At 34.4% G+C, this 14098-nt stretch carries 12 protein-coding genes; all 12 read left to right on the forward strand.

From position 1 onward, the window contains the following. Positions 1-1104 (forward strand): PIG-L family deacetylase (locus AO58_RS0106455; RefSeq protein ID WP_024980919.1); only part of this gene is annotated, 1104 nt, incomplete at its 5' end. Positions 1105-1310: 206 nt separating this feature from the next. After that, positions 1311-3821 carry a beta-N-acetylhexosaminidase gene (locus AO58_RS0106460; RefSeq protein WP_024980920.1) on the forward strand — a complete coding sequence of 837 codons (2511 nt, stop codon included), beginning with the start codon at positions 1311-1313 and terminating at the stop codon, positions 3819-3821. A gap of 85 nt (positions 3822-3906) precedes the next feature. Continuing rightward, a complete protein-coding gene (locus AO58_RS0106465) occupies positions 3907-5145 on the forward strand; it encodes a serine hydrolase domain-containing protein (RefSeq protein ID WP_139225547.1) in 1239 nt (412 codons plus the stop codon). Positions 5146-5436: 291 nt separating this feature from the next. Beyond that, positions 5437-5892, forward strand: coding sequence for a MarR family winged helix-turn-helix transcriptional regulator (locus tag AO58_RS0106470; RefSeq protein ID WP_024980922.1), 456 nt, complete (start codon positions 5437-5439; stop codon positions 5890-5892). An 11-nt stretch (positions 5893-5903) separates the two neighbouring features. Next, entirely contained in the window at positions 5904-6536 is a 633-nt protein-coding gene (locus AO58_RS0106475; protein ID WP_024980923.1) for an NAD(P)H-dependent oxidoreductase, read from the forward strand. A 38-nt stretch (positions 6537-6574) separates the two neighbouring features. After that, entirely contained in the window at positions 6575-7138 is a 564-nt protein-coding gene (locus tag AO58_RS0106480) for a YceI family protein (protein WP_024980924.1), read from the forward strand. A 234-nt stretch (positions 7139-7372) separates the two neighbouring features. Then, a complete protein-coding gene (locus AO58_RS0106485) occupies positions 7373-8653 on the forward strand; it encodes a beta-helix domain-containing protein (protein WP_024980925.1) in 1281 nt (426 codons plus the stop codon). Between the two features lie 241 nt (positions 8654-8894). Then, positions 8895-10181: a beta-helix domain-containing protein gene (locus tag AO58_RS0106490; protein ID WP_024980926.1), complete on the forward strand. Its 1287-nt coding sequence runs from the start codon at positions 8895-8897 to the stop codon at positions 10179-10181. A gap of 377 nt (positions 10182-10558) precedes the next feature. Further along, a complete protein-coding gene (locus AO58_RS0106495) occupies positions 10559-11959 on the forward strand; it encodes an anthranilate synthase component I family protein (RefSeq protein ID WP_024980927.1) in 1401 nt (466 codons plus the stop codon). Positions 11960-11978: 19 nt separating this feature from the next. Next, positions 11979-12437 carry a hypothetical protein gene (locus AO58_RS0106500; protein WP_024980928.1) on the forward strand — a complete coding sequence of 153 codons (459 nt, stop codon included), beginning with the start codon at positions 11979-11981 and terminating at the stop codon, positions 12435-12437. A 9-nt stretch (positions 12438-12446) separates the two neighbouring features. After that, the gene (locus AO58_RS0106505) at positions 12447-13013 is read left to right on the forward strand and encodes an anthranilate synthase component II (protein ID WP_024980929.1); all 567 of its coding nucleotides are present in this window, start codon (positions 12447-12449) and stop codon (positions 13011-13013) included. Between the two features lie 87 nt (positions 13014-13100). Continuing rightward, a complete protein-coding gene (trpD, locus tag AO58_RS0106510; RefSeq protein ID WP_024980930.1) occupies positions 13101-14093 on the forward strand; it encodes an anthranilate phosphoribosyltransferase in 993 nt (330 codons plus the stop codon). Positions 14094-14098: the final 5 nt, after the last annotated feature.

Consider the following 14098-nt stretch of genomic DNA (forward strand, 5'->3'; position numbering starts at 1 on the left):
CCTTGGTTGGTAGGGGAATGTTTATGGACACAAGAATTAAAAAGCAAAGCCATTGTATGGTTGTGTCAAGAAACTAAACAATCTATCTTAAAACTTACTGACAGAGATTACAATAATAATGGAATGTCTGATTTGTTAGCGCAAGAAGGATCATCCTACGATTTGAATATTAACATGTTCAATGTGTTGCAACATACAATCACCGGATGGCCAGGCGGAAAACCTAATGCTGACGATAGCAATCGACCAGAGCGCGCTAATCCTGCTAAAAAACGTGTGATTTTATTTAGCCCTCATCCTGATGATGATGTGATTTCTATGGGAGGAACTTTTGCTAAATTGATCAAGCAAGGACACGACGTACACGTTGTATATCAAACCTCAGGAAATATTGCAGTTACGGATGACGAAGCTTTAAAATTTGCCGAAGTATGCAATGATTTTGTTGGCGAAGATAGTAGTAAGATCAATTTTCAAGCGGTGATTGATTTCTTGAAAAACAAGAATGACAATCAAATTGATTCCCTTGAAGTACGCAAATTAAAAGGATTAATCCGAAGAAGAGAATCGCACGCTGCTGTTCGTTACATTGGATTAAAAGATGAAAACGTTCACTTTTTAGATTTACCATTTTACGAAACAGGTCAGGTGAAGAAAAATCCACTTGGAACAGAAGATATTGAAATTGTAGCAGACATTATTGCTAAAATTAAACCGCATCAAGTATTTGCAGCAGGAGATTTAGCTGATCCACACGGAACACATGAAGTGTGTTTGAATGCCATTTTTGCTGCGATGAAGCAATTAAAAGCTAAGCCATACATGAAAGAATGTTGGTTGTGGTTGTATCGAGGTGCGTGGCACGAATGGGATCTACACGAAATCGACATGGCTGTGCCACTAAGTCCAGATGAAGTGTTGTTAAAACGTCAGGCCATTTTATTCCATCAATCTCAAAAAGATCGAGTAATGTTCCAAGGTAATGACTCAAGAGAATTCTGGGTACGTGCTGAGGACAGAAATAAAGATACTGCCAAATTATACGATGATCTTGGATTGGCTGAATACGAAGCGATCGAAGCCTTCAAACGATTTGATTATTAGATTATTTTGTTTTTAGCAATAAAACAAATGATGAATTAGCTTGTAAAATCAGAATACAATCCCTACAAAAGAGCAATACTATTCTAAACTTCTATTTTGATCACTTTATAAAAGCTAGACCGCATCATTTGTTTGTCTTTTTTAATCATGTTTACAGGTCTTATGGCCCTTAATTTAAGTTTCAATCAATTTCAAGTCTGTTGTTTATGAAAATATTAAGTTTTATTGTAGTTTTTTTTATTGGCTCAATCACTATTAGTGTTGCTCAAAATTTGGACCTTATTCCTCAACCTAAAAAGCTAAACTTTAAAAACAATGGCAAGGTATTAACGCTTCCTGAAGAGTTTGTATTTGTTTTGGATAAACAATTACGTTTTAATGCACCCTTTATTGCCTCAAATTTTATCAAGCAGACCCATAAATCTCCAAAAATTTTTTTTGATCATACAGTTGAAAAACCCACTGTAGAAATAAATATTAAACAATGGATGAGAATTCCAAAAGAAGGATATCATCTCAAGATTACTCAAAAAAAAATAGTAATTGAAGGCAAAACTACAGAAGGGGTTCTCAATGGCTACCAAACCTTTTTACAAATCCTATCAAGTAAAGAGATTGAAAAAGGAGCTTTACCACTAGTAACCATTAAAGATTATCCTACCCTAGAATGGCGGGGAATGATGCTAGATGTCTCTAGGCAATTTTTTGATAAAGAAAAAGTAAAACAATACATCGATTGGTTAGCCGCTCATAAGATTAACATCTTTCATTGGCATTTGACAGATGATAACGGATGGCGTTTAGAGATCAAGTCAATGCCAAACTTAACAACAAAAGGAGCTTGGCGAGGTCCTGGTGAGGTATTATTGCCATCCTACGGTTCTGGAAACAAAAGATATGGCGGATTTTATACCCAAGAAGATATAAAAGAAGTAGTAAAATTTGCTAAAGAACGTGGAGTTTCTATCTTGCCCGAAATCGAAATACCAGGACATTCTAGAGCTGTTATTGGCTCCTATCCTGAGATGGGATGTAAAACTACAGAACAAAGCAAAAGCATCCAAGGCGAAATCAATAATGTTTGGTGCGTTGGTCGTGAAGAAAATTATGTAGTATTAGAGGGAATTATCAATGAAATGATTGATTTATTCCCTTTCGAATACATACATGTTGCCGGCGATGAAGTCAATACTAGCACTTGGAATCATTGTTCAAAATGCAAGACATTAATGCAACAGCAAGGATTTACGGATGCTTTTCAACTGCAAAATTATTTCTTTAAACGAGTAGAATCGATCATCGAAAAAAAGAACAAAAAAGTTATTGGTTGGAATGAAATTTTAAAAGGAGGCAAGTTGAGTAAAAACACAGTCATTGCAGCTTGGCAAGGAGTAAATCATGGTATCGAAGCTGTAAAAAGAGGACATAAAACAATTATGATTCCTGGGCAGTTTACCTATTTTGACATGGCGCAATCTGAATCAGAACGAGGACACCGTTGGGCAGGCCTTATCAACACGAAAAAGGTATATTCTTTAAATCCAGTACCTAGCGAAGGACTAACTAGAAAAGAAAAAAAATTAATTATTGGCATACAGGGTGCACTTTGGAGTGAGTACTTGGATAGACCAGAACGTTTTATTGAATATCAAAGCTTCCCTAGAATTACCGCATTAGCTGAAATAGCGTGGAGTCAAAATAAGCAAAATAACTGGGATGATTTTTATCACAGATTAACCCATAGTCATTTTAATCGTCTAGAAAATATGGGCATTGCATTTAGAGACTTTCCTCCTGCTGCATATTATAGTAATGGTCAGATTACAGTTGAATTACCATACTCAAATGCGACTGTTCGTTATACAAATGACGGAACTGATCCAACGTTTATTTCACAAATATATGAAAAGCCTATTCCAACGAAATCTTTTGAAGAATACAAGTTTAAAACCTTTTTTGGCAAAGAATCACAAAGCCCAGCCATAAACGCAAAACTTCCCGCTATTGCTTCTTGGAAGTCATTTATGGCCGAAAAGAAAATAATTTCGAAAAATGTCACCTCAGTTATAGATCGAAATGGTATTTGGAAAGTGTATTTTACCACAAAAAATGAAAATGCAAATAACGGGAGTTGTAGACGAATTTCTTTGTACGAAAACAATGTCATGATTTTCAATCAAACATCAAAGAATGACTTAAATAAACAACCATCTTACAAAATAGAGATCCCTAACTACAAATCAAGTCACGAGTACCGCCTAGAACTAGAATTTGAAAATACGGAGGGATCAAATGCAGAAGCCGAGGTATATCTTGAGCATTCTAAATATATAGAACCTCTAGTACAAGCTAGTAGTTCTTTGTCAGAAAAATCAAATTTCAAACTAGAAAATTTAGAGGATTATAACCCTGAAAGTTATTTTAGATCAAGTCGACCTTGTGAAAAAGGAGATTGGATTCTTTACACTTTTCAAAATCCAATTTCGGCTACAAAAATCGAAGTATCAACCGGCATTCCTAATCATCCAAGATTTATTGTTAACGAAGGATATGTGGAATATACCTATGATGGCATATCATTTGAAAGAGGATCTGACTTTGAGTACGGGCAAGCCTTTATTTATCCCAAGCAAGCTGTTGTTGGTGTGAAAATTGTAATTTCTGGAACCAATAATGAGCCTACTGTTGCCATTCAAGATTTAAAAATAAAACCTTAATACAAGCACTATGCGACAAACTATTCCAAGGTATGTATTTTTACTTTTTTTGTTACTTTCATTTTTACAATTCGGATGCAAATCAATGCATCAGACTATAAAAAACACCCCTTCCAATCCTGCTCCTATCTATATTGATTCAATGATGGAAAATGCTTTGGATAAAAAATTTTTCCCTGGAGCACAAGTAATTATTGGGAACAACCGAGAGATTGTTTTTGAAAAAAATTATGGATTTACAGATTATTCGCAAACCTCCCAAGTTAATAGTGATGTGGTGTACGATTTAGCTTCCATGACCAAAGTTTTAGCTACCACTTTAATAACCATGCAATTGGTAAGCAATCACAAGTTATCAGTTAATGATAAATTAGGTGAAAAAGTAGCACGATTTAAGAATACACCAATAGCAAATCTTACACTCTTTGAATTACTAACACACACCTCTGGTTTGCCATCAGGATTTATGTTCTACCAGCAATTATTGCAAACCCCAGATCATTCTCCTTTTTTAAGCAAAGAGAAATCATCAATTTACAATCTCCCTTTTGATACTCAATTCGTGTCTTCTTCTTTAGAATATAACACAGCATTTATAACACATCAGCCGAAAAACAAATCCGTTTTAATTTATGATAATCTATGGTTAAATCCAGAGTTTTATGAGATAGTTTTTAAGAAAATTATATCAGCTCCGATCAAAACTAGAGGAAATTATCTCTATAGCGATTTGAATATGATTTTAATACAACAAGTAATTGAAGCCGTAACTCATGAAAAACTTGACATATTAGTCAATAGACTCTATACTTCTTTAGAATTGACAAGTATAGGTTTTACACCTTTACGTTGGACTACCAAAGACAAAGTAGCTCCTACAGAAGTAGATCATTTGTTTCGAAAAGATACTATTCGGGCTCATGTTCACGATGAAACTGCTGCTGTTTTTGGTGGAGTTTCAGGTAATGCTGGATTGTTTTCGAATGCAAAATCAGTGGCTGTAATATGCCAATTGTTGTTAAACAAAGGGGTTTACAATGGAAAAAAAATCCTTAAATCTAATGTGATTAGTAAGTTTACTCGATCACCGCTACTCAAAAAAGGTATCTACAGAGGATTAGGGTTTGATAAAAGAAATTCAGATTATTTTTTTGATATAAATCAGTACGGTCATACGGGATTTACTGGGACTTTTTTCTTTGTCAATCCAATAAAAAACAGATTTTTGATCGTTTTAACCAATAGAGTACATCCCACACGTACTAATCGATTGATGTATGCGGATAATTTTATGGCTAAAATTTGGAGAAGTGTTAATCTCTAAAGAATGTGTTTCTATGCGTAATGCCATTTAACCGAGATTCTAAAAAAGCAGAAAAGCATTTACTAATGCAATCTTTTTTTGCACTTACGAATGAAAACTTACGTATACAATAGTGCAAGACAAAACAAGAACTACTACCCTCTCTCACACAGGCGCTTAAAAATTTCAATACAACAGAAACAGCTCGCTTAACATTACAAAATACAATTATCAAATGTTAAATTTTAAATATTTGTATATACATATAAAAAATGTGTTACATTTGTACCGACAAATAATGTAATTACAAACATGAAGATCGAACAAATTTTAAAAAGTACCGTAGATTACAATGACGCCACGCGAACCATTTTAAACATCATGTACACTAATAACGTAATTACAGAAAGTTTTAATGAGATTGTAAAAAATTACGACATTTCAGCAGAACAATACAACGTACTTCGAATTCTCAGAGGGCAAAAAGGAAGTCCAGCAAATATGTGTATTATTCAAGAACGGATGCTAGCCAAAACCAGTAATACCACTCGCTTAGTGGATAAATTATTATTGAAAGAACTAGTAACCCGCAATGTATGTCCAGACAACCGAAGAAAAATTGAAGTACTCATTACTGAAAAAGGGTTGTTGCTATTGAAAGAATTAGAACCACTGCTGCAAGAACATGAAGAATCTTTTGCTAAAAATTTGACCGCTGAAGAACTTCAACAACTCAATCAATTAATAGAAAAATACAGAACTAAATAAATACAAAAACTATGAATACCTTTTTAGACAGCCAGAAATGGAGATATGCTACCAAAAAATTTGATGCTCGCAAAAAAATATCAACTGAAGATTTAAACACTTTAAAAGAAGCGATTCGTTTGAGTTCTTCTTCTTATGGTTTGCAGTTGTATAAAGTTTTTATTGTAGACAATCCTGAACTAAGAGCACAATTACAGCCTGCCGCTTGGGGACAAAGTCAAATTACTGAGGCTTCTCACCTATTCGTTTTTGCCAATCAAACTACTGTGAGCAACGAAGACATTGAGGGCTACTTAAAAAATGCAGAAGGAATCAGAAATTTACCAGAAGGAACTCTAAATGGTTATGGCGATTTCATGAAAGGCAACCTTCTTAACCTAGCCGATGATGTTAAAAAAGTTTGGACAGCCAAGCAAACCTATTTAGCTTTGGCTAACTTAATGAATGCCGCTGCTGAATTAAAAATTGACACTACGCCAATGGAAGGATTTGACCCAGTGCAATTTAATGCTATTTTGGGTTTAGACAAATTAAACTTAAATGCAGCAGTAATTGCAGCAGTAGGCTACCGTCATGAAGAAGACGATACTCAACATTACAAAAAAGTTAGAAAATCTAACGAAGATATATTTATTACATTATAATTTTACCATTTAATCAACAACTTAAAACCAATTAAAAAATGAAAAATTTAAAATCTATTGCTGCTGCGTTCCTAGTATTTGCTACAATAACTGTAAGCGCACAAACCAAAAAAATCGATACTGCAACTAGCGCTATTGAATGGTTAGGAAAAAAAGTAACCGGACAACACAATGGTACGGTAAACTTCAAAGAAGGTGCTTTAGTATTCAAAGGAAAAGCCTTAAAAGGAGGTTCATTTACAGTAGACATGAACTCTTTAACAGCAACAGACTTACAAGGAGAATACCAAGGAAAACTAAATGGGCACTTAAAAGCAGATGACTTTTTTGGAACTGCAAAATTCCCAACAGCAACTTTAGTATTCAAAAAAATCGGTTCAAAAGCAAAAGACGTTTATACTGTAACTGCTGATTTAACCATCAAAGGAATTACTAAACCAGTTACTTTTGATATGACTGTAAATGGAAACACCGCAACTACTACCTTCAACGTAGACAGAACTAAATATGGTATTCAATACAACTCAAAATCAATATTTTCTTCAATTGGTGACAAAGCCATCAACGACGAATTTGAATTGAAAGTATCTTTGAAATTCTAATTATAAAATTTAGTCAATCGAAAGCCTCAACACTGTTGGGGCTTTTTATTTGTATTTTACATCGTACTACATATTAATTAATCGTAAAATAAATTTTAAATCAACAAAAAATATACACGTTTACATAATAAATCCTTAACCTTTTTTATCCTTTTAATTCATGATCTAGTACTACTTTTGACTTGATATATAAGAAAATACAACTTTTGATTTTATCTCAAACAATCGTAAAAAATGAAACAAAAACTAGCTATCTTGATTTGTGTTCTGAGTTTTTTCTCACTATTAGCACAACCCACTAAAGGAATTTATGGCACATCAAATTGGATGCAAAATTGGACCAACTTCAAAACCTCAACTACAGAATATCCTGAAGCTAATGCCATCTTAACTGGAATTATCGATAAAAACACTGTACTGAAAAGTGATACCACTTACCGACTTGAAGGTGTGGTTTATGTAACCAACAACGCCATTTTAACAATTGAAGCCGGCACTGTGATAAGAGGAGACGAGATGACTTGTGGTACACTTATAATCACACGTGGTTCAAAAATAATTGCTGAAGGAACAGAAAAAATGCCCATTGTTTTTACGTCCAACAAAGGCACATCCGTTAGAAAACCCGGCGATTGGGGAGGCATACTCATTCTAAGTGACGCACCCATCAATAAAGCAGGTATCAACGGACAAGCCTTACTAGATTTTAACTTAGATCCATCCAAAAGCACTTATGGTGGTGAAAATACAGAAAGTAATTCAGGTATCTTAAAATATGTAAGAATTGAATATGCCGGCAGAAAGCTTAATGCACACAAAGAGCTTAACGGTCTATCATTAGCTGGCGTAGGAAAACAGACTACATTGCAAAACATTCAAATTAGCTTTTCAAACGACGACTCTATTGAATGTTATGGTGGTAACGTAAAAATTAATAATTTGATCTCCTACCGAACTACCGATGATGATTTTGACTTTACACAAGGCGCTCAAATAGAGATGAACAATTGTATTGCAATTCGACACCCTTTTTCATCTGATGCATCAGGTTCAAGATGTTTCGAAATCGACTCCTTCGACAAGATAGAAAACTATGATCCTGACAAAAAGTTAACTTCAGTGCAAGCGAGTAATATCACGATGGTCAATTTAGAAGAAAACAATCAAGGATTAGTAAAAGAAGCCATTCATATCAAAGAAAAAACAATTTTAAACTTAAAAAATAGTGTGGTTTCTGGATTTGCTCCTTTTCTTTTAATGGATGGTAAAATTGGGCTCTCTCCAGAAAATCTAAGTAAAATTACTTTAAAAGACATCAATGTTAATAACTGTACTGGGGCAATCATGAGTGAAGAACAAAGTTTTAATTCAAAATTAAAATATTGGCCAGATCCAGCGAGCATGGGAATCGAATTTACTACTATTCCAACTACTGAATTTTTCATCGCTACTCAAGTAAAAAACAACCCCGATTTTAGAAAAAAAGAAACAAAAATAGTCGTTAGTACTAATTAAAATATAGCACAAACACATCAACATTACAACCATCCTATTCATAAAAAGGGGGCTAATTAAGCAAATTAGCCTCCTTTGCTTTTTGTACAACATTTCACTTAATTTACACAATATAAGTTGGTGTTTGTGAAATAGTTTTGAATTATTAACTGAAAAATGTTAAGTTTTTATTGTTTTTATTTTAAATTATTGATCGAGTTTTATTATGTTTACCAAATATTAAGCTCCAAAACTACTAAACATGAAAACCAAAAACCTAACTCTTTTATGCGTAGCCGTAAGCATGTCGCTATTTTCTCAAACTAAAAAAGGTGTTTTCGGCGAAACCAATTGGATGAATAATTGGACCAATTTTCAACCAGCAAAAGCAGAATATCCCGAAGCGACCGAAGTATTAACTGGTAACATTACTACCAATACCAAATTAGTCAACACAAAAACATACCTGCTAGATAGTAGGGTTTATGTGACCAATAATGCAACACTTACCATTGAACCTGGAACCATAATCAGAGGGGGTATTGGCGACATCGACTATTGCGGTACTTTAATCATTACCAAAGGAGCAAAATTAATAGCAGAAGGAACCGAAAAACAACCTATTGTATTCACCTCAGACAAAGCGGCTTCTGTTAGAAAACCAGGAAACTGGGGAGGAATTGTAATTATGGGGAATGCCCCTGTTAATAAAATCGATAAAAATAAACTGCTATTAAGAGACTTCAATCTTGATTCTACTTATGCCTCTTATGGAGGAGACAAAATAGACGATAATTCAGGTATTTTAAAACATATCCGCATTGAGTACAGCGGTAAGAAAATTAATGGTTCCAAAGAAATTAATGCTTTAACATTAGCAGGTGTGGGCAAAAACACCGTGCTTAATCACATACAAGTAAGTTACTCTAACGCCGATGCTTTTCAATTTATAGGCGGTGAAGTAAACATGAATAATTTAGTATCGTATCGTTGTGACGATGATGATTTTGACTTTTCAGAAGGTGTACAAGCTTCTATCAGTAATAGTATTGCAATTCGACACCCCTTTTCATCAGGATCCGGAAACTCTAGATGTTTTGAAATTGATTCCTATGACAAAATTGAAAATGCCAACTTAACTAAAAAGCTAACCAATGTAAAGGCCAACAACATTACATTTATCAATATTGAGGAAAACAATCAAGGATTGGTTCGAGAAGCTATTTATCTTAAAGAAAATACTAACCTATCATTTACCAATAGTGTAGTTTCTGGTTTCTCAACAATGGCATTATTGGGAGAAAAAATCACTTTAACTCCTGAAAATTTTTCCAAAATAACCTTTAAAAACATCAGCATTAACAGATGTAAAGAAAACCTAATTAGTGAAGAAATTGGCTTTAATGGAAAACTAAAATATTGGCCAGATCCAAACGCTATGGAATTTGAACTAACCAATATACCTATCGCAGAGTTTTTCAATTCTACCGATGTGAAAAACAGTCCTGATTTTAGAAAAAAAGAAGGTCAAATAGTAGCCCAAAAATAAATAGTATGTTTTGATTTAAAGGCAACAACTGTTTGAAATATAACAACTTTACAATAAAAATTGTTTTATTTCAAGGATTTAATTTTTGATTTATAAATTTACATTCCTATATTTGCTTCAAATAAACAAAACATGAGAACAATAACAAACAATACTTGGTGGTGGAATACTTTACGTCAAACGTCGTGAACAAAGCACCTATAGTATTATTTGAACTAAATATAATCAAAAAGGCTTGTCATCACGACAAGCCTTTTTTTTTGCTCGAAATATAAGGGAATTGAGATAAAAATTTAAAACCATAAAAGATTAATTTAAAACCTATTTTACCCCAATAGGTACTCCCCTCCTTCGGAGGGGTTGGGGGAGGAAAAAAAATGAAAAGATATTTATTAAATACCCATTACAAGCAAATCCTTGCCGACACCATTACACCCGTTAGTGTTTATTTAAAAATCAGAGATAAATTCCCTAACAGTTTATTATTGGAAAGTAGTGATTATCATGGAAACGACAACAGTTTCTCCTACATTTGCTGCAATCCCATTGCTTCTTTCAAAATAGAAAACGAAATCATCACTAAGAATTATCCAGATGGAACTTCAGAAACTATTAACATAGATGCTACCACCAAAATTCCTGAGATTATTCAGAACTTTTCAAGTCAATTTCAATCCAAGAAAAATGATTTCAAATTCATAAACAATGGGCTATTTGGTTACATTGCTTATGATGCTGTTCGTTATTTCGAAAAAGTAAGTATTGCCAAAAAAGAAAACAGTAATTCCATTCCAGATGTGTATTATGCGGTGTACCAAAACATCATTGCCATCAATCATTTCAAAAACGAAGCCTATATTTTTTGTCATAGTTTGGATGAAAAAAATAACATCTCCGAAATCGAACAACTCTTGCAATCTCGAAATATCGCTTCTTATAAATTCTCAAAAGAAGGTGAAGGTTTTTCGAACCTTACGGATGAAGAATTCAAACACAACGTAGCTTTAGCCAAAAAACATTGTTTCCGTGGCGATGTTTTTCAATTGGTTTTGTCTCGTCGATTCACACAAGGATTCAAAGGTGATGAGTTCAATGTTTACAGAGCGTTAAGAAGTATTAACCCTTCACCCTATTTATTCTTCTTTGACTATGGTGATTTCAAATTATTTGGTTCTTCTCCCGAGGCACAAATTATTGTAAAAAACAGAAAAGCCGAAATTCACCCTATCGCCGGAACCTTCAAACGAACAGGCGATGATGAAAAAGATGCTGTTTTGGCCAAAGCTCTTTCTGAAGATAAAAAAGAGAATAGTGAACATGTGATGCTTGTAGATTTAGCCAGAAATGATTTAAGTCGCAACGGACATGACGTACAAGTAGAGAAATACCGTGAGGTGCAATTTTTCTCCCATGTTATCCATTTAGTTTCCAAAGTTACAGGGTATTTGCACGAAAAAGCCTTGACCTTACAAGTGGTAGCAGACACTTTCCCTGCAGGAACGTTGAGTGGCGCACCAAAACACAGAGCCATGCAATTGATTGAAGAATACGAAAAAACCAACCGCAATTTTTATGGAGGTGCCATTGGTTTTATGGATTTTGAAGGCAATTTTAATCACGCCATTATGATTCGAACGTTCTTGAGCAAAAACCATCAATTGCATTCACAAGCAGGTGCTGGAATCGTAGCCAGCTCTGATGAAGAAAGCGAAATGCAAGAAGTCTATAATAAACTAAGAGCCTTAAATACGGCATTGGATTTGGCAGAGACGATTTAAACACGATAAAAGTAAAAATATGAAAACAACAATCAGTTGCTTACTAATGATTTTCCTTTTTACAGCCTGTAATCTAGCTGAAAAACGAGAGGATTCTAAGAAAAATAATAGCATCGAAGGCACTTGGCGACTCATATCTGCAGTTAAAATTATAAAAGACAGTACTTTTTCAACCTTCAATCCCAAAACGAAGATGATAAAAATAATTAATGGCACTCATTTTTCTTTCTTCAACCATGATTTGAATAATGGAAAAGACAGTGCAGCCGTCTATTTTGCTGGAGGAGGAAAGTACACTTTAAAAGATAGCCTTTACACTGAAAATCTAGAATACTTTTCACTTAGAGAATGGGAAAACAACAAATTTGATTTTGTAGTAAAAGTTCAAAATAACACTTTAACACAAAAAGGAATCGAAAAAATTGAAAAACTTGGTGTAGACCAAATCATAATCGAAAAATACGTTCGAGAAAAATAATCAAACAATATGAAAAAAATACTAGTCATAGACAATTACGATAGCTTCACCTACAACTTAGTGCATTATTTAGAAGATTTAGATTGTGAAGTAACGGTGTACCGAAATGATGAATTTGATTTGGATGAAATCGCTCATTTCGACAAAATTTTATTATCGCCAGGACCCGGTATTCCAGACGAAGCGGGCTTGCTCAAAGCAGTGATTCAAAAATACGGTCCCACCAAAAGCATTTTTGGGGTATGTCTTGGACAACAAGCCATTGGAGAAGTCTACGGCGGTACTTTGTCCAATTTAGACAAAGTTTATCACGGGGTAGCTACAACGGTAAAAACGATTGTAAATGATGAACTCCTTTTTGATGGATTGGAACCAACATTCGAAGTGGGGCGCTACCATTCTTGGGTGGTCGATGTGAATGTCCCGGATGTTTTAGAAATCACATCCATAGACGAAAACGGTCAAGTGATGTCTTTGCGCCACAAAACCTTTGATGTTCGTGGCGTACAATTCCATCCCGAAAGTGTATTGACCCCTGACGGAAAAAAAATGTTAGAGAATTGGGTGAAAAATTAGTGCTCAGTTTTCAGTATTAAGTAAACAGTCCTTTTTGAAAACAAAACTAAGAATCTTAGTTATTTACAAACTTAGTATTTCATAAAAATGAAAAACATATTAAACAGACTCATCAATCACGAAATGCTTTCGAAAGAAGAAGCAAAAAATGTATTGATAAACATATCCAACGGAAGTTATAACCCTAGTCAAATTGCTTCTTTTTTGACTGTTTATATGATGCGTAGCATTAGTATAGACGAATTAGCTGGCTTTAGAGAAGCTTTATTGGATTTGTGTATCAAAGTAGATTTATCCGCCTATAATGCCATTGATTTATGTGGTACAGGTGGCGATGGAAAAGATACCTTTAACATCTCCACTTTGGCTTCATTTGTAGCAGCAGGAGCAGGAATAAAAGTAGCCAAACACGGTAATTACGGAGTGTCTTCTATTTCAGGTTCCAGTAATGTACTCGAAAAAATGGGAGTACAATTTAGTAACGACGTCTCTTTTTTAGAAAAATGTATTGACCAAGCGGGTATCTGTGTCTTGCACGCACCGCTTTTTCACCCGGCGATGAAAAATGTAGGTCCTATACGAAAAGAATTGGCAGTAAAAACCTTTTTCAATATGTTGGGTCCGATGGTCAATCCTTCCTTTCCCAAAAATCAATTGGTAGGGGTTTTCAATTTAGAATTGGCCAGAATGTATGGCTATTTGTATCAAAACACCGAGGTGAATTTTACTATCCTTCACGCACTCGATGGCTACGATGAGATTTCATTGACGTGTCCAACCAAAACAATTACCAAAACAATGGAAGGTATGTTGCATCCGACTGATTTTGGTGTGTCCCTTTTATCTCAAAACGAAATCGAAGGCGGAAAAACCATTGAAGAATCAGCGGCTATGTTTCTCTCTATTCTTTCAGGAAAAGGAACAGAAGCCCAAAACAATGTGGTTTGTGCCAATGCTGCTATGGCCATTGCAACCGTTACCCATTGCACTCCTTTAGAAGGATTTCAAATAGCGAAAGAAAGTTTGCTATCTAGCAAAGGCTTGGTAGCTTTGAACAAACTAAAAGAGTTAAGTAAATAAAAATT

Origin of the sequence: Flavobacterium succinicans LMG 10402, assembly GCF_000611675.1 — a bacterium.
Classification (GTDB): domain Bacteria; phylum Bacteroidota; class Bacteroidia; order Flavobacteriales; family Flavobacteriaceae; genus Flavobacterium; species Flavobacterium succinicans.

Coding starts and splice junctions, on each gene's coding strand:
- AO58_RS0106465 (WP_139225547.1), top strand. CDS start 3,907: ATGCATCAGACTATAAAAAACACCCCTTCCAATCCTGCTCCTATCTAT.
- AO58_RS0106480 (WP_024980924.1), top strand. CDS start 6,575: ATGAAAAATTTAAAATCTATTGCTGCTGCGTTCCTAGTATTTGCTACA.
- AO58_RS0106460 (WP_024980920.1), top strand. CDS start 1,311: ATGAAAATATTAAGTTTTATTGTAGTTTTTTTTATTGGCTCAATCACT.
- AO58_RS0106490 (WP_024980926.1), top strand. CDS start 8,895: ATGAAAACCAAAAACCTAACTCTTTTATGCGTAGCCGTAAGCATGTCG.
- AO58_RS0106485 (WP_024980925.1), top strand. CDS start 7,373: ATGAAACAAAAACTAGCTATCTTGATTTGTGTTCTGAGTTTTTTCTCA.
- AO58_RS0106475 (WP_024980923.1), top strand. CDS start 5,904: ATGAATACCTTTTTAGACAGCCAGAAATGGAGATATGCTACCAAAAAA.
- AO58_RS0106505 (WP_024980929.1), top strand. CDS start 12,447: ATGAAAAAAATACTAGTCATAGACAATTACGATAGCTTCACCTACAAC.
- AO58_RS0106500 (WP_024980928.1), top strand. CDS start 11,979: ATGAAAACAACAATCAGTTGCTTACTAATGATTTTCCTTTTTACAGCC.
- AO58_RS0106470 (WP_024980922.1), top strand. CDS start 5,437: ATGAAGATCGAACAAATTTTAAAAAGTACCGTAGATTACAATGACGCC.
- AO58_RS0106495 (WP_024980927.1), top strand. CDS start 10,559: ATGAAAAGATATTTATTAAATACCCATTACAAGCAAATCCTTGCCGAC.
- trpD (WP_024980930.1), top strand. CDS start 13,101: ATGAAAAACATATTAAACAGACTCATCAATCACGAAATGCTTTCGAAA.